28 protein-coding genes are annotated in these 25177 nt (G+C 65.1%); 15 read left to right on the plus strand and 13 right to left on the minus strand.

Translation table 11 applies throughout. From position 1 onward, the window contains the following. Positions 1-20 precede the first annotated feature (20 nt). The 4 genes from KG104_RS17175 to KG104_RS17190 all read right to left on the minus strand — a co-directional run bounded on the left by KG104_RS17175 (position 21) and on the right by KG104_RS17190 (position 1812). Positions 21-587, minus strand: coding sequence for a DUF6286 domain-containing protein (locus KG104_RS17175; protein WP_207348232.1), 567 nt, complete (start codon positions 585-587; stop codon positions 21-23). Further along, positions 584-1003, minus strand: a complete 420-nt coding sequence (locus KG104_RS17180) for an Asp23/Gls24 family envelope stress response protein (protein WP_104102281.1) — start codon at positions 1001-1003, stop codon at positions 584-586. The genes KG104_RS17175 and KG104_RS17180 overlap by 4 nt, the downstream gene beginning before the upstream one ends. Then, positions 1000-1179: a hypothetical protein gene (locus KG104_RS17185; protein ID WP_104053344.1), complete on the minus strand. Its 180-nt coding sequence runs from the start codon at positions 1177-1179 to the stop codon at positions 1000-1002. The genes KG104_RS17180 and KG104_RS17185 overlap by 4 nt, the downstream gene beginning before the upstream one ends. A 69-nt stretch (positions 1180-1248) precedes the next feature. Beyond that, positions 1249-1812 carry an Asp23/Gls24 family envelope stress response protein gene (locus tag KG104_RS17190; protein WP_104053345.1) on the minus strand — a complete coding sequence of 188 codons (564 nt, stop codon included), beginning with the start codon at positions 1810-1812 and terminating at the stop codon, positions 1249-1251. Positions 1813-2011: 199 nt separating this feature from the next. On the opposite strand from KG104_RS17190, the gene KG104_RS17195 reads away from it, so the two are divergent. The 5 genes from KG104_RS17195 to aceB all read left to right on the plus strand — a co-directional run bounded on the left by KG104_RS17195 (position 2012) and on the right by aceB (position 5968). Beyond that, positions 2012-2638, plus strand: a complete 627-nt coding sequence (locus KG104_RS17195) for an RNA polymerase sigma factor (RefSeq protein WP_207348231.1) — start codon at positions 2012-2014, stop codon at positions 2636-2638. Then, a complete protein-coding gene (locus KG104_RS17200) occupies positions 2629-3189 on the plus strand; it encodes a hypothetical protein (protein ID WP_207348230.1) in 561 nt (186 codons plus the stop codon). Before KG104_RS17195 ends, KG104_RS17200 begins: the two co-directional genes overlap by 10 nt. Beyond that, positions 3182-3583 carry an Asp23/Gls24 family envelope stress response protein gene (locus tag KG104_RS17205; protein ID WP_104160087.1) on the plus strand — a complete coding sequence of 134 codons (402 nt, stop codon included), beginning with the start codon at positions 3182-3184 and terminating at the stop codon, positions 3581-3583. Before KG104_RS17200 ends, KG104_RS17205 begins: the two co-directional genes overlap by 8 nt. Before the next feature lie 7 nt (positions 3584-3590). Continuing rightward, a complete protein-coding gene (locus KG104_RS17210) occupies positions 3591-4232 on the plus strand; it encodes a hypothetical protein (protein ID WP_104096780.1) in 642 nt (213 codons plus the stop codon). 137 nt (positions 4233-4369) lie between these two features. Next, entirely contained in the window at positions 4370-5968 is a 1599-nt protein-coding gene (gene aceB / locus KG104_RS17215; protein WP_207348229.1) for a malate synthase A, read from the plus strand. Here aceB and KG104_RS17220 read toward each other — a convergent pair. After that, complete coding sequence (locus KG104_RS17220; RefSeq protein WP_237687200.1) at positions 5950-7020, minus strand: alpha/beta hydrolase; 1071 nt, start codon at positions 7018-7020, stop codon at positions 5950-5952. The two genes, aceB and KG104_RS17220, sit on opposite strands and share 19 nt — an antisense overlap. Positions 7021-7192: 172 nt before the next feature. Between KG104_RS17220 and KG104_RS17225 the strand changes: the two genes are divergently transcribed. Both KG104_RS17225 and ald read left to right on the plus strand, forming a co-directional pair. After that, the gene (locus KG104_RS17225; RefSeq protein WP_207348228.1) at positions 7193-7690 is read left to right on the plus strand and encodes a helix-turn-helix domain-containing protein; all 498 of its coding nucleotides are present in this window, start codon (positions 7193-7195) and stop codon (positions 7688-7690) included. Positions 7691-7762: 72 nt separating this feature from the next. Next, positions 7763-8881, plus strand: a complete 1119-nt coding sequence (gene ald, locus KG104_RS17230; protein ID WP_207348227.1) for an alanine dehydrogenase — start codon at positions 7763-7765, stop codon at positions 8879-8881. Positions 8882-8932: 51 nt separating this feature from the next. On the opposite strand, the gene KG104_RS17235 is transcribed toward ald, so the two are convergent. Further along, complete coding sequence (locus KG104_RS17235) at positions 8933-9670, minus strand: GAF and ANTAR domain-containing protein (RefSeq protein ID WP_207348226.1); 738 nt, start codon at positions 9668-9670, stop codon at positions 8933-8935. A 350-nt stretch (positions 9671-10020) separates the two neighbouring features. Here KG104_RS17235 and KG104_RS17240 point away from each other — a divergent pair, with 350 nt between their 5' ends. Further along, positions 10021-10431, plus strand: coding sequence for a DprA-like winged helix domain-containing protein (locus KG104_RS17240; RefSeq protein WP_104053354.1), 411 nt, complete (start codon positions 10021-10023; stop codon positions 10429-10431). A 100-nt stretch (positions 10432-10531) separates the two neighbouring features. Here KG104_RS17240 and KG104_RS17245 read toward each other — a convergent pair whose 3' ends face one another. Together KG104_RS17245 and KG104_RS17250 are read right to left on the minus strand one after the other, a co-directional pair. Further along, the gene (locus KG104_RS17245; RefSeq protein WP_104053355.1) at positions 10532-12751 is read right to left on the minus strand and encodes a catalase; all 2220 of its coding nucleotides are present in this window, start codon (positions 12749-12751) and stop codon (positions 10532-10534) included. A 66-nt stretch (positions 12752-12817) separates the two neighbouring features. Next, positions 12818-13432 (minus strand): TetR/AcrR family transcriptional regulator, encoded by a 615-nt coding sequence (locus tag KG104_RS17250; RefSeq protein ID WP_104053356.1) that lies wholly within the window; start codon positions 13430-13432, stop codon positions 12818-12820. Between the two features lie 58 nt (positions 13433-13490). On the opposite strand from KG104_RS17250, the gene KG104_RS17255 reads away from it, so the two are divergent. Continuing rightward, on the plus strand, positions 13491-14099 hold the full coding sequence (locus KG104_RS17255; RefSeq protein WP_104053357.1) for an NAD(P)H-dependent oxidoreductase: 609 nt from the start codon (positions 13491-13493) through the stop codon (positions 14097-14099). 120 nt (positions 14100-14219) lie between these two features. Here KG104_RS17255 and KG104_RS17260 read toward each other — a convergent pair whose 3' ends face one another. The 5 genes from KG104_RS17260 to KG104_RS17280 form a co-directional block, all read right to left on the minus strand. Then, positions 14220-14411, minus strand: coding sequence for a hypothetical protein (locus tag KG104_RS17260; protein ID WP_104053358.1), 192 nt, complete (start codon positions 14409-14411; stop codon positions 14220-14222). Between the two features lie 32 nt (positions 14412-14443). Beyond that, a complete protein-coding gene (locus KG104_RS17265) occupies positions 14444-15403 on the minus strand; it encodes a lantibiotic dehydratase C-terminal domain-containing protein (RefSeq protein WP_207348225.1) in 960 nt (319 codons plus the stop codon). Positions 15404-15798: 395 nt separating this feature from the next. Further along, positions 15799-16740, minus strand: a complete 942-nt coding sequence (locus KG104_RS17270; RefSeq protein WP_104053360.1) for a sugar phosphate isomerase/epimerase family protein — start codon at positions 16738-16740, stop codon at positions 15799-15801. 45 nt (positions 16741-16785) lie between these two features. Then, entirely contained in the window at positions 16786-17556 is a 771-nt protein-coding gene (locus KG104_RS17275; protein WP_207348224.1) for an SDR family NAD(P)-dependent oxidoreductase, read from the minus strand. Between the two features lie 41 nt (positions 17557-17597). Continuing rightward, a complete protein-coding gene (locus KG104_RS17280; RefSeq protein ID WP_207348223.1) occupies positions 17598-19019 on the minus strand; it encodes a GntP family permease in 1422 nt (473 codons plus the stop codon). A 230-nt stretch (positions 19020-19249) separates the two neighbouring features. Between KG104_RS17280 and KG104_RS17285 the strand changes: the two genes are divergently transcribed. The 6 genes from KG104_RS17285 (at position 19250) to KG104_RS17310 (ending at position 25149) form a co-directional block, all read left to right on the plus strand. Continuing rightward, a complete protein-coding gene (locus tag KG104_RS17285) occupies positions 19250-19963 on the plus strand; it encodes a GntR family transcriptional regulator (protein ID WP_207348222.1) in 714 nt (237 codons plus the stop codon). 136 nt (positions 19964-20099) lie between these two features. Then, positions 20100-21095, plus strand: a complete 996-nt coding sequence (locus KG104_RS17290; RefSeq protein ID WP_207348221.1) for a 3-hydroxyacyl-CoA dehydrogenase family protein — start codon at positions 20100-20102, stop codon at positions 21093-21095. 3 nt (positions 21096-21098) lie between these two features. Further along, the gene (locus KG104_RS17295) at positions 21099-22832 is read left to right on the plus strand and encodes a dihydroxyacetone kinase family protein (RefSeq protein ID WP_207348220.1); all 1734 of its coding nucleotides are present in this window, start codon (positions 21099-21101) and stop codon (positions 22830-22832) included. 9 nt (positions 22833-22841) lie between these two features. Next, positions 22842-23648 (plus strand): triose-phosphate isomerase, encoded by an 807-nt coding sequence (locus KG104_RS17300; RefSeq protein WP_207348219.1) that lies wholly within the window; start codon positions 22842-22844, stop codon positions 23646-23648. 7 nt (positions 23649-23655) lie between these two features. Then, on the plus strand, positions 23656-24123 hold the full coding sequence (locus KG104_RS17305) for a ribose-5-phosphate isomerase (RefSeq protein WP_104160073.1): 468 nt from the start codon (positions 23656-23658) through the stop codon (positions 24121-24123). A 60-nt stretch (positions 24124-24183) separates the two neighbouring features. Then, positions 24184-25149, plus strand: coding sequence for a helix-turn-helix transcriptional regulator (locus KG104_RS17310; protein WP_207348218.1), 966 nt, complete (start codon positions 24184-24186; stop codon positions 25147-25149). The last annotated feature ends 28 nt before the right edge of the window (positions 25150-25177 follow it).

The following is a 25177-nucleotide window of genomic DNA, read 5'->3' on the forward strand; positions in this document are numbered from 1 at the left end:
CTTCAGTTGCCAGTGGTCCTTCAGCGGCCGGGTCGGATCGAAACGGTAATGTTCGGCACCGGATCCAGGCCGGACGCCTGAAGCCGGGAGCGTACGCCGTCGGTGACCCAGTGCTGCAGGTCGGCGGTGTCGTGCAGCGGCGTGTGCACGGACACGTGCACCTCTTTGTCCGACGCCGTTGCCGAGGCCGTGGAAACGCCGTCGATATGTTCACAGGTGGCCGCGGCAAGCCGGGCAACAGCCCGGCGCGACATCACCGCACGGCTGTCGCCGCTGACCTCACGGATGGGATCCAGGCGCAACGGAAGCGCGTGAAACTTTCCGGGCACCAGCGCTGCCAGCAGCAGCACCAGACCGATGACAGTGAGGACGACGCCGGCGGTCCAGCTTCCGGGGCTGTTCCAGTTCAGCGTGGCAAGCCAGTCCGAAACCGCCGTGAAGAAGGGCGGCCACACCCCCATGGTGAGCCGGGCAACGGCAGCCCAGACCAGCACCACTCCCGCAGCCAGCAGCACCAAGCCGCAAATGATGGCGGGCACCGCGCGGCTGGGCCGGGGCCGCAGAGACACCGGCAGGTTGCCGCTCACTGCAGCCTCCGGCGGCCGTCAACGGGTTCATCCGGCCGCAGCCACGAGACGGTGACATCCACCTGGCGCACTTCCACACCGGTCATCTCACTGACCCGACTGGATATCCGGTCCCGCAGCTGATCAGTGGCCTGCCGCAGGGGCACCGGATACGGCAGACCCACTTCCACCTTCAGCGAGGCCACGTTGCCGGCCAGTTCAACCTTGGCCTGGGGGCGGGCGGACAGGTCCGCCCGCGCGCCGATGCCCAGAAAACCGCCTGAACTGCCGCCGGCAAACGTTTCGTCCACCACGATTTGGGCGGCCACCTTCTCGAGGACCTTACGGGCCAGCACGGTGCGGCCGCGGTCGCCGACGTCGAGCCGCTGCCTGCGCGCGGCCGGGGACCTCGCGTCCTGGATTCCGGGTGCGCTCATCTGCTCGACGCTCTGCCGAACATGGCCTGGACATCAAGCTTCCCGTCAGCGGCCATGCCCACCAACAGCCCCACCAGGCCGAACAACACTGCCAGCAGGAAGGCGTACCAGCCTCCGAAGGCCAGCACGATTCCCAGGACGAGGCCCACTGCCAGGCACCATTTAGTTGCGGACATGTTGTCCTCCTTCGCTAGGTTGCCGGCGGCACCGCAGCACCTGTCCGGCGGATTTCTTATGCCGGAGCGTCATTCCAACCGGTCCGATGGTTTCTTGTTCGCATCCTGATCGTCGTCGGAATCGTCTTCCGGCAGGTGCACGTCGGTGACGTTGACGTTCACCTCGAGAACTTCCAGTCCCGTGGCGTTTTCGACGGACCGGATGACGTTGCGCCGGATCCCCTGGCTGACTTCCACGATGGAGTAGCCGTATTCCACCACGATGCTTACGTCGATTGCCGCCTGCCGCTCGCCCTTTTCGACGCTGACGCCGTTGCTGACGTTGGTCTGGGATCCGGGAATCCGCTCGGTCATGGAGCTGAACACGCGGCGTGCCGTATTGCCCATGGCATAAACACCGGGCACCTCACGTGTCGCCAGTCCCGCGAGCTTCTGGACCACCGTCTCTTCAATGGTCGTGTCACCGTGCGGCGTATGCAGCGGTCCGGATTTGCGGGCCGGTTCCGTGTCGCTGACGCTGGTCACGGTGCCCGACGACGAGGCGCCGGTGCTCCCGCCCGATGAATGTCCGCTGCCCGGTGACGAGGACACCGGTCCGGAGGATGGTCCTGATGGTTTCTGGGCATCTGCCATGTCGCTCATCTCCTGCTTGGAACTGGTCCCGTTCGGGGAACGCTTGCGAGCTTAAAGACGCACTGCGGGGGTAATCGTCACGCCGTTTGGCAAACTTCCCCCACCCGCGTCCGTTGTGCCCGCGCACTGTTCCGCCCGCGCGGACGCTCTGGGATTATTTGGAAGGGACCGGCGTCTGCCGGACCGGACAGGGGCGCCCATGGCTGCGGCTGAATCGCCGGACGAGTCCGGCACTGTTACGCGGTCCCGCAGCACGGCACCCGCCACCGGGTACAAGGGGCAGGATGAGGCCACTGTGGTGGCGCGTGCCCAGGACGGAGATCTATCCGCCTTCGAACACCTGGTGGAGTCTTATCAGGGACGCCTGTTCCGTCTGGCATACCGGCTGCTCAATGACCGGGGTGACGCAGAAGACGTTGTGCAGGACACCCTGACCGCCAGCTGGCGTGCCCTTCCCGGACTGGACCGCTCAAGTGCCTTCGGCAGCTGGGTCTACCGGACAGCTACCAACCGGTGCCTCGACGTTCTCCGCCGCCGCACCGCCCATCCTGAAGACAGCGTCGATCTAACCGGCCTTTGGCCTGCAATCGGTCCGCTGTCCGGAGACCCGCACCGGACAGCAGAACTGGCGGCCCAGTTCGAGTGTTTGTCCCGGGCACTCGCGGAACTTCCGCCCGACCAGCGTGCGTGCTGGCTGCTGCGCGAAATGCACGACCAGAGCTACGCGGAAATAGGCGCCACCCTGGGAATAGGAACGGGCACGGTGCGCGGCCGGTTGGCACGGGCACGGGAAAAACTCGCGGAGGCGATGATCCAATGGCATTAGAGATGCGCGCTGGCCAGGTTGACTGCGGGCGCACGGTCAACCGAATCTGGCAGGACATGCTGCAGCCGCCGGACCGCCACACCCGGTCCTGCCCGGACTGCCGAAGCGTCCGTGCCGATTTGGAGCCGCTGTTCAGGGCCACGAACGTGCTTCGGGACCACGACCTGCGGCACCCGGGTCTCCGGCCGCCGTATGCGCTAAAAGAAAGGGTCCTGGATGCGGCCTTCCTGCAGATGCGGCGCAGCCCCCGGTTGTTCCTGGACGGCACCGCGGAGGGAAGGGTGGAGATCAGCGAAGCGGCCCTCGCCGCCGTCGTGCGCGACGCAGCCCGCGCCATTGGAGGTGTGCGCGCCCGCCGCTGCCGCATTCACCATGAGCCGGAAACAGGTGCCGGGCTGCTGATCCATCTGCGCACTGCAGTGGCCCCGGGAGTCGACATCTGCCGGGCCATGGACTTCCTGCGCCTGACCATTCACGACGCCGTTGAAACGTCCGTGGGCGTTGCACCGCAGGCGGTCCATTTGACGGTAGAGGATCTGTACGATGACTGACCGGCCGCTGCGCGGCAAGGTGATCGGCAGTTCGGTGATAGCTTCTGTGGCCGCACGGGCCGCAAGGGAGACACCCGGAATCCTTCGGTTGGGGCCCCCGCTGGGGCAGCTGGTGGCGCGGGTCCGTTCGGCAGCCCGCAACACCCTGCGCCGGGTTCCGGATACGGGCTACCGGACGAGCCGGGACGGGGTTTTTGCCGCCGTCTCCGACGGCCGTGCAACCGTTGACGTGGAGGTGGCCACGGATGCCCGGTTCAATGCCCTGGAAGTTGCGGCTGACCTCCAGGAACGCGTCCGCCACGCCCTGCGCAGGACCGGAGTTGCAGTCAGTTCGGTGAACGTCACCATCCTCGCCATTGAGGACCCGCCGCCCCCTGCAGCCCCGGGGCGGTGAACCGCGCTTGGGACCGTGGCAAGGCAACTTCACGCAGTGGGCACCGGTGTGGGCGGCGGTGCGCGGGCTGGGAAGCACCCTGGACGGGGACGCGGTGCTGATGGCCCCTTTTGGCGGGGGCGCACCGCAGTATGTGGTTACCTGGCCCGGGCGGAACACTCCCCGGGCCGCCGCGGAGGTCTCCGCGACCCCCGGCGCCCGGCTCACGCTGGTGACCGATGATGCGGACACGGCAAGGGAGTTTGCCGCCGGGCAGGGACTCGCTTCGCTGTCCACGCTGGCGCTGATGACCGCTGATCCCGCAGACCTTCCCCAGGTTCCCCAGCTGCCCGAAGGTGCAGACCTCACCCTGGCGGAATCCCGGGACTATTCGGTGGTGGAAATCAGTGCCTTCGGGGAACCTGTGGCCCGCGGGCGGATTGCACGGGGCGAAGGGTTTGCCGTGTTCGGCGGCATCGACATCCGCCGGCCGGACCCCGACCACACCATGGAAACCGCGGTGCTGGCGGCCCTGGCCGAGGAAGCAGCAGTGCGGGACCTGCCGCTGATCCTGATGCCGGCCCTGCCCAAGTCCGGGTTCTGGTATGCCCGCCAGGGATGGAGCACGGCGGCGGAAGTGCTCACCTTCATGCGCACGCTGGACGCCTAAACTTTTCGTCATGTTTTCACTAAACAGACAAAAATATCCACGATGCGGAAAGCAGTGGAAAGAAAGAGTGTAAGCTCCAACGCATCGATGCATCGGCTGACAACCCAGCCGTCTCACCACTCGTAGGGAGAAACACCATGGCCATTGATGTGAGCGACATGTCCCCCGCCCCGGGGGCCGAAAAAATCCTGACGCCGGATGCGCTGGCGTTTATCGAGGAGCTGCACCACCGGTTCCGGCCCACGCGGGACAACCTGCTGGCAGCCCGGGCTGACCGCCGCAACCGCATCGCGGCCGGAGAAAGCCTGGATTTCCTGCCTGAAACCGCCAGCATCCGTGAGGGCGACTGGAAAGTGGCTGAGGCCCCCGCTGCCCTGACCGACCGCCGCGTCGAGATGACCGGACCGGCATCGCCGGCCAAGATGGCCATCAACGCACTCAACTCCGGAGCAAAAGTGTGGCTGGCGGACTTGGAGGACGCCCACACCCCCACTTGGCACAACGTGGTGGACGCCGAATACAACCTCTACCGGGCGGCGAGGGGGGACCTCTCCTTCATCTCGCCCGAGGGCAAGGAATACACGCTGCGCACGGACGTGCCGCTCGCCGTGCCCGTCGTACGGCCCCGCGGCTGGCACCTTCCGGAAAAGCATGTAACGGTCGACGGCGAACCCGCCGTGGGCGCGCTTGTGGACTTTGGACTGCACTTCTTCCACAACGCCCGGCAGCTCCTCGACAACGGCCAGGGACCCTACTATTACCTGCCGAAGATGGAAAGCCATCTGGAGGCCCGGCTCTGGAACGACATCTTCACCTTCTCCGAGGAATACGTGGGCATCCCGCAGGGTTCGATCCGCGCCACCGTTCTCATTGAGACCATTCCGGCCGCCTTCGAGATGGACGAAATCCTCTACGAACTGCGGGACCACGCCTCCGGCCTCAACGCAGGCCGCTGGGACTATCTCTTCAGCATGATCAAGGTCTTCCGCGACTCCGGCAAGGATTTCCTGCTGCCGGACCGCGCCGACGTCGCCATGACCGCACCGTTCATGCGCGCCTACACGGAGCTGCTGGTCAGCACCTGCCACCGCCGCGGAGCCTTTGCCATGGGCGGCATGGCAGCCTTCATCCCGAACCGGCGGGAACCGGAAGTCACGGCCAAGGCCTTCGAAAAGGTGACGGCGGACAAGACACGGGAAGCCAACGACGGTTTTGACGGGTCCTGGGTGGCCCACCCGGACATGGTTCAGACCTGCCGTGAGGTGTTCGACTCCGTCCTCGGGGATAAGCCGAACCAGGTGGACAAGCTGCGCGACGACGTCTCCGTCACGGCCAAGGACCTGCTGGACGTCTCCACGGCGGAAGGCGCCATCACCGAGGCCGGCCTGCGGTCCAACCTGTATGTGGCCGTGGCCTACACGGCCGTCTGGCTCTCCGGCAACGGTGCCGTGGCCATCCACAACCTCATGGAGGATGCAGCCACGGCTGAAATCTCCCGCTCGCAGGTGTGGCAGCAGGTGCATAACGGCATTGTCCTGGAGGACACCGGAGCCACCGTGACCCCGGAACTGGTGGAACGCCTGCTGGCCGAAGAAACCGAGCGCCTGCGCAGCGAGGTTCCCGAGGATCAGTTCACCCGCTTCTACGCTCCGGCGAGCCAGCTGATTGCAGATATCAGCCTGGCCGACGACTACGTGGACTTCCTGACCCTGCCCGCCTATGAGCTGATCGACTGAGGACCCGCCCGCAGCTCCGGTGCCGCTTCCGGGGCTGCGGGCAGGTAGCCCCGCGCCCACTGGTCCACTACCGCGTAGGCACGCCGGCGCACCGGTTTTGCGGACAGGAAAACATCGTGCAGGGCGTCCGGCACCCGCGCCACGGTCACGCAGTTTCCCAGCGACAGTGCCCGGTTGGCCACCACGTCCACGTCCAGTGCGACGTCGGCCTTTTCGGCGTCGGCTGACCACCGGGGTTGCAGATAGCTCTTGTCGGAGAGCAGCACGAGCACGGGAATGTCGAGGCGGAGCCCCTGGGCGACCACAGCCTGGGCGCGGAACACCGCGTTGAGGAACGCAACGGTGCCCGGAAACCCCCGCAGCGGACGCCACAGAAGGTTGTAGGTCCACTCTCCGCCGAAGGCGGAAAAGACGGCGCGGGCGTAGTTTCCGGCGTCCACCGGAGGCAGCGGTGCGAGGGGGTGCCGTTGTGCCTCCCTGCCGATCAGCGGCGAGATGATCCGCCTGCCCAGTTCCGTAGCCTGGAATTCGAGCCACGGACTGTTCAGCACCAGGGCCGAGGCCGCCCCCGGATGCCGGGAAGCCCAGAGACTCAGGGTGAGCCCGCCGGTGGAATGCCCCAGCAGAATCAAGGGCCGCGCAGGCGTCCCGGAATCTGCGGCTTGGCCGGCATTCGGCGGGACGGGCCTCCCCATCGCGGCGAGTGCCGCGGCGATGTCGGCGTCGTACCCGGTAAGGTCCGTGGTGAATCCGGGGCTTTGGCCCGGACGGAGGCTGCGGCCGTAGTTGTGCAGATCCAGGGCATAGAAGCGCATCCCGGCCTGCGCCCAGTACCGGGCAAGTTCGGTCTGGAAAAAGTAGTCCGACCATCCGTGCACATAAAGGACATCGCCGGCGCCGGCGCGCTCCCCGCCGGGCGGGGTGTCCGCGGGCGAGTAGCGGACCAGTGTTGCCGGAGCGCCGTCGGGCAGGTCAAGCGTCAGCTGCTCAAAGCCTTCACCGAGAATGTCAGGCTGCCAGTCTGCCCGGGACGACCGGTTCCGTTCTTGCAAGACAAAAGTTCCCTTCATGCCGCTTGCCCGGAGACCGGATGGCGTCCGCGCGGCTACCGTCCATGCTCCCGCGCCGCCGAGTCTGCGGTCAACGCAGCCGGGCGGCAGCGCCGCTTGGCCAGCGCACGGAGCGGGTGAGGTTATTGCCGGGGATCTTTGGCAAGATGGCAGCATGACCCCGACCCCTCTCCGTACACCTCCGCTCCCGGCCGCAGAGGTGCGGGCACTGTCCCGTGCACTTTCCGCGGGCGACGTGACCGTTTTTGTTGACGGGACTGCGCTGCGCCTGCCCGCTGCTGCCCGCGATGCTGTGCTGGACCTGCTCGCACGGCTGGGGCGGGGTGAAGGCGTTGTGGTGGCCTCCGACGACGGGGCCGAGCCGGCGGCATCCCGGCCGGCGGCGCAGCCGTCCGGTGCACCGTCAGGGCCGACAACCCCGGGTGCCCGGAGCGGCTCCAACATTCCCCTCCTGACGACATCGCAGGCTGCGGCGGCGGCGGGGATCTCCCACACGTATCTGCGCAATCTCACGGATGCGGGAATCATCCCCGTTGAATACCGCGGCACGCACCGCCGCATCCGCCTGTCCGACGTCGAAGCCTGGCTTCAGGCGCAGCAGGCGGCCAGGCCGGCACGGACACAGGACAGCGGCGCACAAGTTGAGGAGTGAGGGCTCCACTCCCCTATGCTGGGGAGAAACCCGGCGGTTGCCCGCCTCACCTGCAATGCAACGGAGCTAGCTGTGATTATCGGTATCCCCAAGGAAATCAAGAACAACGAATTCCGGGTGGCCATTACGGCCTCCGGCGTCCATGAGTTCACGACCCGCGGGCATCAGGTGCTGGTGGAATCCGGCGCGGGCACAGGTTCCAGCATCAGCGATGCCGAATATGCCGGGGCGGGTGCCTCAATTCTGGATTCGGCTGATGATGTCTGGAACCAGGCCGATCTCATCCTGAAGGTCAAGGAACCGGTGGAATCGGAATACCGGTTTTTCCGTCCCGATCTGGTGCTGTTCGCCTACCTGCATCTGGCGGCCGCACCCGAACTGACGAGGGCACTGCTGGCATCGGGAATGACGGCCATTGCCTATGAAACAGTGCAGGAAGGACGGGTGCTGCCGCTGCTGGCACCCATGTCCGAGGTGGCCGGCCGGCTCTCCGTCCAGGTGGGCGCACAGTGCCTGACGTCCCCGGCCGGAGGTCCCGGACTGCTTCTTGGCGGCGTGCCGGGCGTTCGTCCGGCAAAGGTGGTGGTCCTCGGTGCCGGGGTGGCAGGCACCAATGCTGTGGCTGCGGCAGCGGGCGCCCACGCCGACGTCTCCGTCCTGGACATCAACATTGACCGGCTGCGCCAGCTCGATGCCCAGTACGCCGGCCGGATCCGCACCATCGCGTCCAACGCCTTTGAAATTGAGCGCGCGCTGGCGGATGCCGACCTGGTCATTGGTTCGGTGCTCATTCCGGGAGCCCGTGCCCCGAAGCTGGTCACCAATGACATGGTCTCGCGGATGAAGCCCGGCAGCGTCCTGGTGGACATCGCCGTGGACCAGGGCGGATGCTTCGAGGACTCCCGGCCCACCACCCACGAGGATCCGACCTACCGGGTCCACGGGTCCCTGTTCTACTGCGTGGCCAATATGCCCGGCGCGGTGCCCAACACCTCCACGTATGCGCTGACCAACGTCACGCTGCCCTACGCCGTCGCACTGGCCGACCGCGGCGTCCGCGGCGCGTTTGACGCTTCCCCGGCGCTGGCCCGCGGACTGAACATCGCCGGCGGCAAGGTGGCCCATGCCTCAGTGTCCACGGCGCTCGGCCTGGAGCTGACGGAGGACTGGTCCGCGCTCGTCCCGGCCTGATGCGGAAAAGCGCGGACGGCGGAACATTCCCGGCCGGCCGCGCACCGGGCGCTAGCCTTCAGTGAAATGGGTGGCGGCGGGTTCACCGTTCAGCCGCTCAACTATTTCGCCCGCCAGGACCCGCACCTTGACGTTGCGGCTGTTGGAGGCCCGCCGCAGGATGTCAAAAGCCTCCTGCTGAGTGCAGCTGTTTTGTCCCATGATGATGCCCACGGCCAGATCTATGGTGGTCCGTGAGGCGAGCACACCCTGCAGATCCTCCACGGTGGCCGCATGCTGCGAGACCCGCACTGCCAGAAGCAGGGCCTGCGAGGCTTCGGCGGCGTAAGTTTGGGCGACGCGGCGGAAGTCCTCGTCGAAAACATCCGGACTCTTGGCGTACAGGTTCATTGCTGCTTTGGCATGCCCGCCCAGCTTGAGCGGAACCGCATACATGGACCGGATGCCGTAGTTCCGGATGCAGTCCATGTACTCCGGCCAGCGGCTGTCGGTGGCAGCATTGCGCACGTGCACCTCGGCCTGGATCCGGATCGCGTGCAGACACGGCCCGTCCCCGAATGCGTACTGGAGTTCATCCATCTGCAGTGCCTCGCTGTCGCTGCTGGCCACGGTGAACTGGTGGTCGCGCGAGCGCTGGAAGGTGATACCGCAGTATGTGGTTCCCCGAAGGGAAAGCGATGACGCCGTCAGAACCGCAAGTTCAGATAGAAAGTCCTGCACATCCTCGTGGTGAACGAGCAGATCCTGCAGTTGTGCCCACGGGGCCCTTGTGGTGCTTGAGTCGTCCATGATTCCTCTGCTGGCACATGCCACATCGGAGAGGACGGCGGCAGTATGCGATGGCGGGCGGCAAGCCCGGGCGCGGAATTGTCTGCCGTGCCGTTTGATATTACGATAAAAATTTCACGGTCAAGACGCGGCCATGGCTTTCTGCGCACCCTCCAGCAGAGGATACCCATGGATCCTGCAGTTCAAATTCCCGTCTGTCACCAGTGCGGTGTGGACGACTTTCTCATTTTTGAATCCTTCACCCCGGCGGCAGGCGATACACCCGCTATGGCCAACTACACATGTTCCGTCTGCGAATCCTTCGCAGGACACTTCGTTCCGGCCGGCTGGTTCCCTCCCGGATGGGGCAAATGAGCGCTTCGACCGACAGGTCCGCGCCCGGATATGTTCCCCGGCTGCTTTCCGCCGCAGCGTTCCTCACCAACCGTGCCACCGAAGAATCCCTGGCGGAGCTGCGCCTTACCCATGAACGCACGCTCATCCTGCGGCTGTTGGCCGAATCTCCGGCAACGGAGGATCAGCTCTCCGCGAGTTCAGGGCTGCCCGCCGCCTGCGTCCGCGACTGTCTGGTGGCCCTCCAGCCTTGCGGGTACATCACCTCAGGCTCCGGAGGCCAGTGGACGATCACTGCCTCCGGGGAGAGCATCAGCGCACAGGCCACCCACACCGAAACCCAGCTCATGCTCCTCGCCGACACCGACGTCGAAGGCTTGCGGGCTGAACTGCACGCCCTGATCAGGGCCCTGACGCCGCCCCGCTGAGCACAAACCCAGTTAACGACGAAAGGGGAAGCCAGGCGGTGACTACCGCCTGGCTTCCCCTTTTGAAAGATGCTGCCCGGTTTCCGGCGCAGCGTCCCGGTTACGGAACCATCGTCGGGAAGCGCTCCCAGACGCGGTGGCTTGCCAGCAGTCCGCTGACGCCTGCCGTTACCTCGGCTGGGGTTCCCACCACAACGCCGGGGGCGTCCACAGGAACACCTGCGGCCATGAGGACCGAGCCGCCGTCGCCCAGTGCACCAATGGCCTTGGCATGGCGGAAGGCCTCAGCCAGGAGCATGGTGACGCGCGGGTCAAGGGACGGATGACCCTCGGGGTTGCCTGCCTTGGCATCCAGGCTGTCGACGGCGTCGGGAGCCGGAGCGCCCGTTGCCGCCACCACAATGGCGTCAAACTCGGTGGAGCGCGCGGTCAGGTAGGTCCGCTGGATAGTAACTTCGCCGCCCAGCTTGCCGCCGTGCGGAGCGATCACCAGCGGAACCATGCCCTCGGCGGCGACAGCGGAGAGCACTTCGTTCAGCGCACCCAGGTCCGTTGCGTCGTCGGCCACAACGCCAACCAGACGGCCGGCCACGGGCCAGGTGCCGCCCAGCTGGCTCAGCGCCGGGCTCGGCGGGGTGTCTTCAACGACGACGCTCGGTGCCGGCGCTTCAAGGCCCAGACCGGTTGCCACCTCGGTGGCGAGGCGCTCGTCAATGTTAGCCAGGGACTGTAGCTGACGCAGCCGGATGTTCTCCTCGTAGCACTTGCCGAGTTCAAACGTGTAGGCCTGCACCACATGGTCCTGCTCCACCGGAGTCAGCGAACGGAAGAACATCCGCGTCTGGCTGTAGTGGTCATCGAAGGTTGCCGGATTTTCGCGGACCTTGCGGGACGCCGGCACCTCGGTGGGGACATCGATGAAGGCGCCCATGTCCGCGCCGGCCATGAAGGGGCAGCCGCCGTCGAGCGAATTGGGCTGGTAGGGAGCAACACCCGAGTGGTCCGCGTCCTGGTGGAACCCGTCGCGGAGCATGTCGTTGACCGGGGCGTGCGGACGGTTGATCGGAATCTGGGCGAAGTTCGGACCGCCCAGACGGGTCAGCTGCGTGTCAATGTAGGAGAACAAACGGCCCTGCAGCAGCGGATCATTGGTGACATCGATACCCGGCACCAGGTGTCCGGGGTGGAAGGCCACCTGCTCCGTTTCCGCGAAGAAGTTCGTGACATTGGCGTTCAGGGTCATGGTGCCGATGATCTGCACCGGAGCCAGTTCCTCGGGAACCAGCTTGGTGGGATCGAGGAGGTCGATGCCCTCGAACATTTCGTCTTCGGTGTCCGGGAAGACCTGGATGCCCAGGTCCCACTGCGGGAAGGCGCCGGCTTCAATGGAGTCTGCGAGGTCCCGGCGGTGGAAGTCGGGGTCCATGCCGTTGATGATCTGTGCTTCTTCCCAGACCAGCGAGTGCACGCCCTGCCGCGGCTTCCAGTGGAACTTCACCAGCGTGGTTTCGCCGGCGGCGTTGACCAGGCGGAAGGTGTGAACGCCGAAGCCCTCCATGGTGCGGTAGGAGCGCGGGATGCCGCGGTCCGACATGTTCCACATGGTGTGGTGCTGTGCTTCGGTGTGCAGGGAGACAAAGTCCCAGAAAGTGTCATGGGCACTCTGCGCCTGCGGAATTTCGCGGTCCGGGTGCGGCTTGCCGGCGTGGATGACATCAGGGAACTTGATGGCGTCCTGGATGAAGAACACCGGAATGTTGTTGGCAACCAGATCATAGTTGCCCTCGTCGGTGTAGAACTTGGTGCTGAAACCGCGGGTGTCACGGACGGTGTCCGCGGAACCGCGGGAGCCCAGGACCGTGGAGAAGCGGACAAACACCGGCGTTTCGGTGCCCTTGGCGAGGAAACCTGCCCGGGTGACGCCTTCTGCGGCGCCGTTGGCAACAAACACGCCGTGGGCAGCTGCGCCGCGGGCATGGACTACGCGCTCGGGGATGCGCTCGTGGTCAAAGTGAGTGATTTTTTCCCGCAGGTGATGGTCCTGCAGAAGGATCGGTCCGCGGGGACCTGCCTTGAGTGAATGGTCCGTGTCGCCGAGCCGGGCACCCTGTGCGGTGGTCAGGTACCGGCCGCTCTGCGCGTTTGAGGATTTCGGCGCTCCGGTGGGAACGCCGGTGGGTGAGACCGTTTCTGGTCCGTCCTGGTCAGGCTTCGGGGGCAGCGGTTCCCGCGGCTCGGTCGGCTCAGCCAGTTCCGGAGCCTGCGGCCCCGGTACGCCCGGAATCGAACCGCCGGGTACGGATGTGCTCTTGTCAGACATGTAGCCTCCATCATCGTTCGAACCAGACGCCGCCCAAATACGGCGGCCTCTAGACACCCTACTAAATTAGTAAGCCTGCTGACACTTATTTGCTGTCACCGATTCCACTAATTCCAGCCAGCCTTCGGTTATCCGCTCCAGCGGCATCCCCGCACTGCGATGCAGATGCAGCAGCAGCCCGGCTTCCAGGAAGGACTCCAGCTGGTAGGCGGTCAGCTCCGGATCGCGGATCATCGGAAGGGCGGACAGGAGCATCCTGAGATGGCTCAATTCGAGCTGGCGGGCCGGATGCCGGTAGTGCATCAAGGCATCGACGTCGGCCGCCCGCCGCAGCTCCCCGGTGATATCCAGCGCCTGGATCCGTGCAACCCCGAATGCCCGCAGGCGTTCCAGCGGCGGCGCTCCCGGTCCCAGAGGTGCGGGACCGGCCATATAACCTTCCTGAAAGTCCCGTTCTGCGTGGTCAAGCAGTGCCCGCATCACGCCGGCACGGCTACCGAAGCGCCGGAAAACGGTTCCCTTTCCCACGCCTGCACGGCGTGCCAGATCGTCCATGGTGAGTGCTTCCGCACCCCGCTCGGAAACCATTTCCAGCGCGGTGTGCAGCAACAGGCTGCGGTTTCTTGCCGCATCCAGACGCTCACATCCGCCGCCCGCGCTCTCTTCCCTGCCTGCCTGCATGCGCGCCAGTCTAACCCCCGCGGAATAAAAGCGGACCGTGGTCCGCTTATAGTCTTAGATGCAATACCTGTGCCTCAAACCGGCACGGTCCCTGATAGGAGTTTCCTTGAGCACTAAAGTACTTACCCTGGTCGGCAGCCTTCGGGCCGGTTCCGTCAACCGTCAACTTGCCGAAACGGCCGTCCTGAACGCCCCCGAGGGTGTTGAGATTGTCATCCATGAGGGCATCGGAACCATCCCGTTCTACAACGAAGACATCGACGTCGAGGGCTCCATCCCCGAAGCCGCTGCGGCACTGCGCAAGGCAGCTGCTTCCTCCGACGCCCTGCTGCTGGTGTGCCCGGAATACAACGGAACAATGCCCGCTGTCCTGAAGAACGCCATTGACTGGCTTTCACGCCCGTTCGGCGCTGGTGCCATTGCCGGCACCCCCGCAGCCGTGATCGGTTCCGCCTTCGGCCAGTTCGGCGGGGTCTGGGCCCATGACGACGCCCGCAAGTCCCTGGGAATTGCCGGTGCCCACCTGGTGGAGGACGTACGCCTGTCCATTGGCGGCTCCGTGACCCGCTTCGCCGAGATCCACCCCAAGGATGATGCCGAGGTGGTGGAACAGGTCCGCAGCGTGGTTTCGTCGCTTGCCGGGGCTTCCGCCTCCACCGCTGCCTAGCAGCCCCCTTACACAAATAAGGACGGACCCTGCTGCTGCCGCAGCAGGGTCCGTCCTTTTTGTGTCTCAGTCTTTGTGTCTCAGTCCGGTTTGGTGTCTCAGTCCGGGAAGTTTATTTCCTCAATCCCAGAAGCCGCCGGCCCAGGCCGCGTCCCGCAGGTAGTCACGTGCGGGACCAACGTCCCAAAGCTCTCCGCTGGAGGCAACAATCCCCTTGTCCCGCAGGTCTTCAACAACGTCTTCGGAGCACCCAAGGGCCTCTGACAGGTCTTGGGAAGTCGACGCTACTATGAACTCGTTGCGGCTTGTCACGGGGTCTCCTTCTGGTAGGGCTTGATCGTTGCCTAGTGCCGGTCCAGCAGTGCCGCTTCGTGTTCAGTGCTCCAACTGCGTGCATACAGGCCCAGTGCGGCCTCCTCCCGCAGTGAAAGCCCGAGTCGGTTCAGCAGCATGTGCGCCTGATACACGGTCAAATGCTGTGCGCTCCTGCTGAGCCGGGCTTTGTCCGCCCGGTAGAGGTAATTGTCGAGGCTCCTGAACCAGCGGCGGCGCCAGTTCTCCACTGCGTTTTCGGCAGCGGTGGCAGCCATCAGACGGTGGGTGGGCGTCACCTTCGCGGCAACCTGAATGGTCATCGCCTCCCTGACACTTCCGGCCCGCTGCCCAAAGCCGGCCGTACAGCTGCGCAAATGGCTGTCCCAGTAGTAGTCCCAGGAGATTCGCCGCCGGTCCGGCCAGCTTGCCGAGTGGGGGCCCTTCATCATGGCGCGGGCGGAATCGAACAGCAGGAGCGATCCGAAGGCCCACCTGTTCTGGACCTTCGGAAACCTGACCGTGGCCCAGGCGCCCAGCTCCGAGGAGAGTTCAAAGACCTCTTCCGCCAGGGCCAGTCCTTCCAGGCCCCCGTATTTGGCCAGATCAGCCTCGAGCCTGGGATTCTGGTGTTCCGCTCCGCCGGGACCCAGACGGTCCGTGGCCGGATCGCTGATCTGCTGGGTCATTTCGAGATGGCCAATGACGCCGCTGGCCTGATCCCGCAGCGCGCCCAACAGGGGCGTCAGCCGCTCAAAAATTTCGGGTTCTCCAAGGAACCGGACCCGCACATGCGCGTTGGCCGGTTCCAGGCACCTCGTGTAGTACCACCTGCTGGCCCCGTAGGCCTGTGCTTGGGCCGCCAGCGGGGTAACCAGTTCTCCAATGATGCCGTCCGCTACATCGAAGCCCCCGGTGTAAAAGGAGACTGTCCACCATTGTGCCGTCGGGCGAGTTCGTGAGGCGTTTCGAACTGCTGTCAGCTGTGTCATGGCGTGAGTCCCCTCCGGGGTTGGTGCTTGGTTACCGCCGCTGAGCGGGGTCTTGCTGGTTACTCGTTGTAAATCAAGTTGCTTTCCCCCTGAGGGGATTCCCTAGATCCAGTCCCAAACTTTGGTCATCTTCATTCCCCTCCTGTACCTGCGGCCGATGTGCCGGCCTGTGCGGTTGGTTGACTCCGAAAGCTTCCCCCGCTGCGCAACGCCTCGTCTACCCTTTCCGGTGCCCGGTTCCTGTCATGGCCCCTTTGGCCCTTGCCTGTCATTTATTTGCCTCTGCTCTTGACGAATCGGCCGCATGTCAACAAGGAATATGGCGGATATCCGGTCTTTCTGTGCCGGCTTCCCTGTGATGGCATTAAGCGGTCATGGCAGTCTTTTCGCGGCGGCTATTCTTCCGGCAGCTTGGCCCGCAGGATGTCCCGGATGTAGTTCCGGTTCATGGCAGCCACCGAGAGTCCGTCACCGCCGTAGTGCTCCACGCACATCGGACCGTCAAACCCTGCCTCCAGGGCCATGCCAATGGCCTCCCGATAATTGATGAATCCGAGGGCCAGCGGCGCCGGTGCCGAGGCGTAGGCACCGGTGGCGGGATCGTGATCCCGGAAGTAGTTCTTCAGCTGCCAGTAGTTGGTGTGCGGGAGCATCTTGACCAGCATTTCGCGCCAGTCCTCAACCGGACGGTGGAGGCGCACAATGTTGCCGATGTCGGGGCAAAGCCCCACGTTGGGCAGATCCACCGCTTTCACCAGCTGAACGGAGCTGTCCGCCGTTCCCAGGAAGGTGCCTTCATACATCTCCAGCGACAGGCTCACTCCGCGTGTCGCCGCATACTCGCCCAGCTCCCTGAAGCGCCCGGCCGCCTTGTCCCGGTTGGCGGTTGTGTCCTCGTCCTCGATTCCCTTGGCGAGCCAGAACCAGGTCGCGTCCTTCTGCTCCTGCGTGAGGGGATCATGCAGTCCCAGGCAGACCATGGGTGCTTCGAGGTCCGCCGCCGCGTCTATGGTCCGCTTGGTGTAGGCCATGTTCCGCTGCGCCTGCTCTTCATCGGCGGTGATCACACTTTTGCGGGTGACGGCGAGGTCGCTGAAAGCGAGCCCGTAGGAACGTGCCGTCTCCAGCAGCTGACGGCGCCCGCCGGCGTCGAGGTCCCCCGCCCGGACCCATGAATCCGTCAGGTCGACGTGGTCGAACCCAGCCACCCTGACTTCCCGCAGGGTCTGTTTCCAGGCCTGCGGCCCGGCCTCGGTGCGGTCCAGACCGTCCTGCGTTACTCCCGTGAAGTTGAGCAGGGCCGCTCCGATGGGCCATGTCTCGGGTGTGTACGTCATGTTCTTCTCCTTGCGTTGGTCGATGATGCGGGTTAATGGGCGGGTTCACACCATGTGCTTGCCGCCGTCGATGAAGTACGAGGCGCCGTTGATGAACCCCGCCTCTTCGCCCACCAGGAAATTCACCAGGGCGGCAACTTCGGACGGGCGGCCAACCCGCTGCACGGGAATGTCTCCGGACAAAGCGGCCTTGCGGTCCTCGCTGAGCGGACCGCCCATGATGTCCGTGTCGATGGGTCCCGGGACAACGGCATTGCAGGTGATGCCGTGCGGCCCGAGCTCCCGGGCTGCACCACGGGTGAGTCCCAGCACGGCTGCCTTTGCCCCCGCGTACCCCGTCTTCGAGAAGGTCCCGCCGCCGTCGTACGCCGTTATGGACGAGGTGTTCACAATGCGTCCGCCGCAGCCGCCGTCGATCATGCGGCGGGCTGCAGCCTGCATCATGAGCAGTGTTCCCGTGGCGTTGGCGTCCATGACGCGGGTCCACAGTTCTTTCGTGAGCTCGAAGAGGGTGTGCGGGCTGGCGATTCCGGCAAGATTGACCAGTGCAAGCACCGGAGGCAGCTCCTCATCCATTCGGACAAAGGCTGCCTCCACCGAGGCGGGGTCCGCCACATCAACGGCTATGCCCAGGACGGGCTGCACCGCTTCCGTCGCGAGCTCTGCGGCAAAGGAGTGCACTCCTGCCTCGTCCAGGTCCAGCACAGCCACGGCCCAGCCTTCCCTAACAAGACGGCGGGCAACGTGGCGGCCGATCCCGCGTTCGCTGCCCGTGCCCGTGACAACTGCGGTCCGGCGTTCCGGGAAATTAGCCATGAAAACTCCTAAAGGGGTAGGGAGCCGGCGTCACGCGGCGGTCAGGCGGCTACTGCGTAGACAACCCATGCCAGCGCAAAGGACAGGAAGCCGATCGCCGTGCCCACCACGGTCCAGGTCTTCAAAGTGGTCAGGGTGTCGAAGCCGCAGAACTTTCCAATCAGCCAGAAACCGGAATCATTGACGTGGGAGAACGTGATGGAGCCTGCTGCAATCGCCACCACCACGGCCGCCAGGCCAATTCCGGAGACACCAAGCTCCATGACAGCCGGGGCCATGATGGAACCGGCCGTTGTGGCTGCGACGGTGGCGGATCCCTGCGCAACGCGGAAGGCGATCGCCACCAGGAATCCGGCGAGGATGACGGGAAGGCCAACGGCGTCCAGTCCGGAAGCTATGGTTCCGCCGATGCCGGTTTCGGTCAGGACGCGGCCGAAAGCTCCGCCGGCACCGGTGATCAGGATGATGGAACAAACCGGGGCCAGCGCATGGTCGACCAGGTCCTCCAGGGCACTGCCGATTTTGCCGCGGCCGCGTCGCGGCCGCATGTAGAGCAGGTACATCGCCGTCAGGGTGGCAATCAGCAGCGCGACGGGAGTGTTTCCGATCAGGCGGGAGAGCTGGAAGAGAATGTTGTCTTCGCCCACTGCCCCGGTTGCCTCGAGTGTGCTGAAGAGGGTGTTGAAGAAGATCAGGACCAGAGGCAGCAGGAGCACGAAGATGATGGTCCAGAACCCCGGCCGCGGAGTGTCCTCATCCAGGTCCGCCTCCCCCAGCAGATTTGGAACGGGCATGTCCGGGTACCGCCTGGCAATAATCAGCGCCAGCCGGTACCCGGCGAGGTACCACGCCGGAAGGCCAACCAGCAGAGCAACCACAATCACCATGCCAATGTCTGCACCCATGACCGTTGCCGCCGCGGTGGGACCCGGATGCGGCGGGGTCAGCGCATGCATCATGAGGAACGAGCCGATAGAGGGAAGCACATACAGCATGAAGGAGCCGTCAAGGCGGCGCGCCACCGTGTAAATGATCGGCAGCATCACGATGAATCCGGCATCAAGGAAGATGGGGAAGGCATAGAACAACGAGGCGACGGCCAGCGCCAGAGGTGCCCGCTTCTCCCCGAAACGGCGAAGCATCGCATCCGCAAGGACCTGGGCACCTCCCGATACCTCCACGAGGCGCCCCAGGACGGCACCAAATCCCACCAGCAGGGCAACGGTTCCAACGGTGGTGCTGAAGCCGGCCACGACGACGGTCATTACGTCCCCGATGCCGATGCCGGCTGCCAGCGCGGTTAGGACGCTGATGATAATCAGGGCGAAGAAGGCATGGATCCGCAGTTTGATGATCATCAGCAGCAGGACTGCGATGGCCGCCACGGCGATCGAGATCAGTGCCCAGGAGGGCCTGTCGGCCAGGACGAGTGTTTCAGCGGGTAGAACAGCGGGAATGCGCATAGAGGGAACACCTTTGTTCGCTGGAGTTGCTCCACGGGTATGTGATGTGGGCCATAGTTCGGCACGTCTGGGCTATACCCTATAGGATATTGGGATACTGTCCAGCTGGCCGCCGACCCGCACGGACGGCGAGCCTTCAGCCGCCACGCTGCAAACCCCCAGGCGGGGCGGACCACTGCCTTGTGGGAAAATCTTGAAGGCACACCAACGGCGGGACCAAGAGGAGCACCATGGGTACGGATGCAGCAGGGAGCGGTGCCTGGGTGCAGCGCAGCGTTTTGGCGGATCAGGTTTACACGGAGATTCTTGCGCGCCTGATGGACGGAAAGCTTGCCTCGGGGGACCCGCTCAGCATTGACGGCACCGCCAGGGATCTTGGCGTGTCCCCTACCCCCGTCCGGGAGGCACTGGCCAGGCTGGAAGCCACCGGCATGGTGGTGCGCGCCGCCCTGCGCGGCTACCGCGTGGCACCCGTCCTGAGCCATGACGAGCTCCTGGACCTCATGGATGCCCGGCTGCTGATCGAGGGGCACGCCGCCGAGGTTGCCTGCAGGCACGCGGACGAGGCGTTTCTGGCGGAGCTCGAGCGTTCCATCGAAGACCTGCGGCAGGCGCCCAACGGACCCAACTTTTCCGATTACCGGTCCTATTGGGAAGCAGACGAGCGTTTCCACCGGACCATCGCCGAACAAACCCGCAACCGGTTCCTCCTGGGCGCCTACAACTCCCTGGGCGGACACGTCCACCGCTTCCGCCTGTTTGGAGGAACCGGCGTCCGGGATGCACGCAGTGCCATTGAGGAACATACCCGGATTGTCGCCGCCATGCGCCGGGGTGACGCTGAGGAAGCACGCGCCGCAATGGCCGGCCACATCTGCGGCGTTCGGGACCGTGCTGCGCGGGAACACGAGGTAACCCGCACCGGCACCGGACAGCCGGACTGACACCCCTCTCCCGGCCGAGCCGTCTACTGTGTGGTTGACATCACAGAGTTGCACATGGATCCTATAGGAAAGATGAAATAGCTCCGGTCGAATCCGATCGGACGAATCATTGACCAGTGCATCGGAGGACTCGCCAGTGACCCAGCGAACAGTAGCCGTAGTAGGTTCCGGATACATGGGCGGAGGCATTGCGCAGGTCCTCGCCCTGGGAGGCGCACGAGTTGCGCTTGCCGATGTGTCGCAGGAAGTAGCCGAGAAGAATCTCGAACGCCTGCTCGCCGAAGCGGAGTTGTTCGTTTCGGACGGCCTGTTTCCCGAAGACGCGGTCCGGCGGCTGCGGGAAAACCTTTGGGCGGCCCCCAGCATTGAAGATGCCGTGGCGGATGCCTCCTACATCGAAGAAGCCGTCCCTGAGATCCTTGAGATCAAGCACGCCACTTTGCGGCGGATCAGTGATGCTGCACGGCAGGACGCTGTTATCGGCTCCAACACCTCCACCATCCTGATCGCCACCCTGGCCGAGGCAGTCTCTAACCCGGGCCGCTTCCTGGGGGTGCACTTCTCCAACCCCGCTCCCTTCATCCCCGGAGTGGAAGTCATTCCCCACGCGGGCACCACCGCAGCAACCGTTGAAACAGCCCGGGAAATTGTCGCGCTCACGGGCAAACATGCCGCCGTCGTGAAGGATGTCACGGGCTTTGTGCTCAACCGCCTCCAGTACGCGCTGTTCCACGAGGCCGCCCAGGTGGTTGAGGAGGGCATTGCATCCGCGGAGGACGTGGACACCCTGGTCCGGACCACTTTCGGCTTCCGGTTACCCTTCTTTGGCCCGTTTGCGATCGCCGACATGGCAGGCCTGGACGTTTACTCCTTCTGCTACGCATCGCTGCAGACTTCCTTCCCGGAACGGTTTGCAACCCCGGGAATCCTGAAGGACCTTGTCGATGCCGGGAAGCTCGGCACCAAGTCGGGAGCCGGCTTCCTGCAGATTCCCGCGGACAAATCCCAGGACCTTGTGGCCTACCGGAACAAGGCGTATGTTGCCATGTCCGGGCTGCTGAAGGAGCTCGGACCCAGTCCCGCCGAGGAGGCAGGCCTGGACACCGCCCACACTTCCACGGAAACCCGCTGACCCATGACGTACCTCCTGAACGACCCCGCAGACTTCGCCGTCGACGCCCTGCGCGGATACGCTGCAGCGCACCCGGCGCATGTGATGCCCGCGCACGGCGGTGTGGTGCGCTCCACGGAAACGCCGGAAAACCAGCCTGCCCTGGTGATCGGCGGCGGTTCCGGGCACTACCCGGCTTTTGCCGGCTGGGTAGGCCCGGGCCTTGCCCACGGTGCACCGTGCGGCAACATCTTTTCCTCCCCGTCCGCCTCCCAGGTGTACTCCGTTTCCCGGTCGGCGGAAAACGGCGGAGGCGTTCTCCTGGGCTTCGGGAACTATGCCGGGGACGTCCTGCACTTTGGCCAGGCGGCCGAAAAGCTGCGCGCCGAGGGCGTCGATGTCCGAATTATCAAGGTCTCGGATGACATCGCCTCTGGCCCCGCCGAATCCCACCGGGACCGCCGCGGAATTGCCGGGGACCTGATTGTCTTCAAGATCGCCGGTGCGGCCATTGCGGCCGGTGCAGATCTGGATGAGGCCGAGCGGGTGGCCTGGAAGGCCAACGACGCTACCCGCTCCTTTGGTGTGGCGTTTGACGGATGCACACTGCCGGGAGCCGGGGAGGCCCTGTTCCACGTGCCGGACGGCCAGATGGCCATCGGCCTGGGAATTCACGGCGAACCGGGAATCCGCGAGGTTCCCATGGGAACTGCTTCGGAAGTCGCAGACCTGCTGCTCACCGGCGTCCTCGAAGAGGAACCGGAGCGAAACGGCCCCTACAGCGGCCGGGTCTCAGTGGTACTCAACGGCCTCGGCACGGTCAAGTACGAGGAACTCTTTGTGGTCTACGGCCGGGTGGCTGAGCGGCTGTCCGAGAAGGGGTTTACGGTGGTGGCCCCGGAAATTGGCGAACATGTCACCAGCCTCAACATGGCCGGGCTCTCGCTGAGCATCGTGTTCCTGGACGATGAACTGGAGCAGTATTGGCTGGCACCGGCGGACACCCCCGCTTTCCGGCGAAGCGCGGCCCAAGAGCCGTCGGCACCGCCGCGGACCGGAGTCCACGTTCCGGGCGAGGATCCCATTCCGGAAGCGGCGGAGGAATCCCGGGCATCCGCTGCGGGGATCGTGCAGCTGCTGGAAATGCTGCGCGACACGGCGGCGGAGCACGAAGAGCATTTTGGCCGGCTGGACGCGGTGGCCGGCGACGGCGACCACGGCCAGGGGATGACCTACGGAACCAGGGGTGCAGCGAAGGCCGGCAGCGAGGCTGCAGCCAAAGGCGCCGGAGCGCGGACGGTCCTGCTTCATGCAGGAGACGCCTGGGCAGAGGAAGCAGGTGGCACCTCCGGGGCACTGTGGGGGGCGGCCCTCACCGCGGCCGGCAGCGTCTTCGACGACACCCGCGCCGTGGCGGCACCCGAAATTGTCCAGGCTCTTGCCGCGGGAATCGACGCCGTTGTCCGGCTTGGCGGGGCCCGCCCCGGAGACAAAACCATGGTGGACGCCGCGCTTCCTTTCCGCGACGTCATCGCGGCGGAATTCGCTTCCACCGGCGACCTGGCGGGCTCGGTGAAAAAGGCCGCGGCCGCGGCGCAGGAGGCAGCCAAAGCCACGGCAGACATCACCTCCCGCCTGGGGAGGTCCCGCATCCTGGGCGAAAAGAGTCTGGGTACGCCCGATCCCGGCGCCCATTCCTTCTCGGTCCTGATGGATGCGCTGGGGAATTTCCTCAGCTCCTCACCCGGCACCTCCTGAGGAACAATCGTGACTGTTTGGGTTGGCACCAGCTGGAAGATGAACAAAACCGTCGCCGAGGCCGAAGGATACGCCCGCGGCCTGCTCACCGGTCTTGACGGCCGGCGGCTGGGCGCCGTGCAGCCCTTCATCATCCCCCCGGTCACGGCTCTGTCCGCGGTGGCCGGGATCCTGGAAGATGACCGCCGGGTGCTGCTGGGAGCGCAGAACGCCCATTGGGAGGACAACGGCGCATGGACCGGAGAGGTTTCCGTTCCCCAAGTGGCCGACGCCGGTGCGCAGCTGGTGGAAATTGGCCACTCGGAGCGCCGCGCGCACTTTGGGGAGACCGATGAAACGGTTCGGCTCAAAGTGGCAGCGGTATTGCGGCACGGACTGACTCCGCTGCTGTGCGTCGGTGAGCCTGCCGACGTCTTGGCTGCGGGAAACTCCGCCGAGTTCATTCTCCGGCAGGCCGCCGCGGCACTGGACGGCCTTTCCGGGCAGGAAATCTCCCGGGTCCTGATTGCCTACGAGCCTGTCTGGGCGATCGGTGCCGCCGGGCGGCCTGCCGAACCGGATGAGCTCCGGGCCCCGTTCGCAGCCCTCGCACACAGCTGGGGACACCAGGTGGCCGGACTGCTTTACGGCGGATCGGTGGCACCGGACAACGCCGCCACCCTGCTCGGGATCCCGCACGTGAACGGACTGTTCATCGGCCGCGCCGCATGGCAGGTGGACGCCTATCTGAACTTGCTTGACATTGCCGCGGACACTGCAGGGTGCCGGATCCCCGACCCTATCGACAACAAAACCACCAGCCGAACAAGGAACTGAGGAAATCATGAGCGAGGCCCGGAAACTGCGGATAGTGATCGGCGGAGACGACGCCGGATTTGATTACAAGGAGGTTCTGCGCCGGGACCTGGAGGCGGATGACCGCGTTGAAAGCGTGGTGGACGTGGGTGTTTCCGACTCGGAGAATACTGCCTACCCCCACGTCGCCGTCGACGCCGCACGCATAGTAGCCGCAGGCGAAGCGGACCGTGCCCTGCTGATCTGCGGCACGGGCCTGGGAGTGGCCATTTCCGCAAACAAGGTCCCCGGCATCCGGGCGGTCACCGCCCATGATTCCTATTCCGTGGAGCGCTCCGTGCTCAGCAACAATGCCCAGGTGCTCTGCATGGGCCAGCGAGTGGTCGGCATTGAGCTGGCGCGGCGCCTCGCCAAGGAATGGCTGGGTTACGTGTTTGACCCTGCCGGTGCTTCAGCGGAGAAGGTGGATGCCATCTCCGGCTATGACAAAGGATGACAACATGCCTTTGGCGCAGCGCCGGATAAGGTAGCCTCAGCCGAATCGAAAGGAACGGATGTGGATGACTTGTCCCAAGCTGTCTACCGTTACGCCGTAAGCAGTCCGGGCTGGACCGTAGACGATGCTTCCGAGGCGCTGGGCTTCACCACGCGTTCCATCGAGGCGGCCGTGAACTCTCTGGTGGAGCGCTGCCTGCTGGTCCAGGCCAACACCGGCCGGCGCAGCTACACGGCCGTCTCCCCCGACGTCGCACTGGCTGAACTGGTTGATCCGGATGAGAGGGCGCTCCTGGATCTCCGTTCGCGGATCGGAGCCAAGCGCCGTGAGCTGGCCGCACTGGTTCCCGTCTTTGCCGAGGCCAGCCGGCGGGTATCCACCGATGCCCCGGTGGAGGTCCTGGAGGATCCGGACCAGGTGATGCGCATCCTGATCGAATACGCCAGATCTGCGTCCGAGTGTGTCCTGATGGCGCGGCCCGGGCAGGGGGCCACCGCCGACACCCAGGAAGAGAGCATCCAGAAAGATGTGGACATGCTGCAGCAGGGGGTGTCCCGCCGCACCCTCTACCACTCCAGCATCCGGGACCATATGCCCACGCGCAGAGCCGTTGAGGTTGTCACTGCGGCCGGCGGGGAGTTTAGGACCCTCCCCCAGATGCCGCTCCGGGCAGTGATTTTCGACGGCAAGGTTGCAGTGATCCCGCGGGCAGCACATGCCCAGGACCGGGCGGGGCTGGTCATCCGGGATCCCAACGTGGTTTCCGTCTTTGTCCGGCTGTTTGAGTTCGCCTGGGAGCTGGGCGAGCCGTTCCTTGCCGAAGAACCACGCGGAAATCAGCTGAGCAGTGTGCAGCGCTCAATCCTTCGTGCCCTCGCCTCCGGTCAACCCGATGAGGTCATAGCCCGCCGGATGGGCATCAGCGTGCGGACCTGCCGGCGCCACATCGCCAAGATGCTGGAGGACCTGGGCGCAGAAAGCCGCTTCCAGGCCGGAGTAAAAGCCCACCGGGCCGGGTGGATCTAGACAACTATTGTTGCCGAGAGAGCAACAA

Origin of the sequence: Arthrobacter sunyaminii (genome assembly GCF_018866305.1) — a bacterium.
GTDB lineage: Bacteria > Actinomycetota > Actinomycetes > Actinomycetales > Micrococcaceae > Arthrobacter_B > Arthrobacter_B sunyaminii.

Coding starts and splice junctions, on each gene's coding strand:
- KG104_RS17180 (WP_104102281.1), bottom strand. CDS start 1,003: ATGAGCGCACCCGGAATCCAGGACGCGAGGTCCCCGGCCGCGCGCAGG.
- KG104_RS17185 (WP_104053344.1), bottom strand. CDS start 1,179: ATGTCCGCAACTAAATGGTGCCTGGCAGTGGGCCTCGTCCTGGGAATC.
- KG104_RS17190 (WP_104053345.1), bottom strand. CDS start 1,812: ATGGCAGATGCCCAGAAACCATCAGGACCATCCTCCGGACCGGTGTCC.
- KG104_RS17195 (WP_207348231.1), top strand. CDS start 2,012: ATGGCTGCGGCTGAATCGCCGGACGAGTCCGGCACTGTTACGCGGTCC.
- KG104_RS17200 (WP_207348230.1), top strand. CDS start 2,629: ATGGCATTAGAGATGCGCGCTGGCCAGGTTGACTGCGGGCGCACGGTC.
- KG104_RS17205 (WP_104160087.1), top strand. CDS start 3,182: ATGACTGACCGGCCGCTGCGCGGCAAGGTGATCGGCAGTTCGGTGATA.
- aceB (WP_207348229.1), top strand. CDS start 4,370: ATGGCCATTGATGTGAGCGACATGTCCCCCGCCCCGGGGGCCGAAAAA.
- KG104_RS17225 (WP_207348228.1), top strand. CDS start 7,193: ATGACCCCGACCCCTCTCCGTACACCTCCGCTCCCGGCCGCAGAGGTG.
- KG104_RS17235 (WP_207348226.1), bottom strand. CDS start 9,670: ATGGACGACTCAAGCACCACAAGGGCCCCGTGGGCACAACTGCAGGAT.
- KG104_RS17240 (WP_104053354.1), top strand. CDS start 10,021: ATGAGCGCTTCGACCGACAGGTCCGCGCCCGGATATGTTCCCCGGCTG.
- KG104_RS17245 (WP_104053355.1), bottom strand. CDS start 12,751: ATGTCTGACAAGAGCACATCCGTACCCGGCGGTTCGATTCCGGGCGTA.
- KG104_RS17250 (WP_104053356.1), bottom strand. CDS start 13,432: ATGCAGGCAGGCAGGGAAGAGAGCGCGGGCGGCGGATGTGAGCGTCTG.
- KG104_RS17255 (WP_104053357.1), top strand. CDS start 13,491: ATGCAATACCTGTGCCTCAAACCGGCACGGTCCCTGATAGGAGTTTCC.
- KG104_RS17265 (WP_207348225.1), bottom strand. CDS start 15,403: ATGACACAGCTGACAGCAGTTCGAAACGCCTCACGAACTCGCCCGACG.
- KG104_RS17270 (WP_104053360.1), bottom strand. CDS start 16,740: ATGACGTACACACCCGAGACATGGCCCATCGGAGCGGCCCTGCTCAAC.
- KG104_RS17275 (WP_207348224.1), bottom strand. CDS start 17,556: ATGGCTAATTTCCCGGAACGCCGGACCGCAGTTGTCACGGGCACGGGC.
- KG104_RS17280 (WP_207348223.1), bottom strand. CDS start 19,019: ATGCGCATTCCCGCTGTTCTACCCGCTGAAACACTCGTCCTGGCCGAC.
- KG104_RS17285 (WP_207348222.1), top strand. CDS start 19,250: ATGGGTACGGATGCAGCAGGGAGCGGTGCCTGGGTGCAGCGCAGCGTT.
- KG104_RS17295 (WP_207348220.1), top strand. CDS start 21,099: ATGACGTACCTCCTGAACGACCCCGCAGACTTCGCCGTCGACGCCCTG.
- KG104_RS17305 (WP_104160073.1), top strand. CDS start 23,656: ATGAGCGAGGCCCGGAAACTGCGGATAGTGATCGGCGGAGACGACGCC.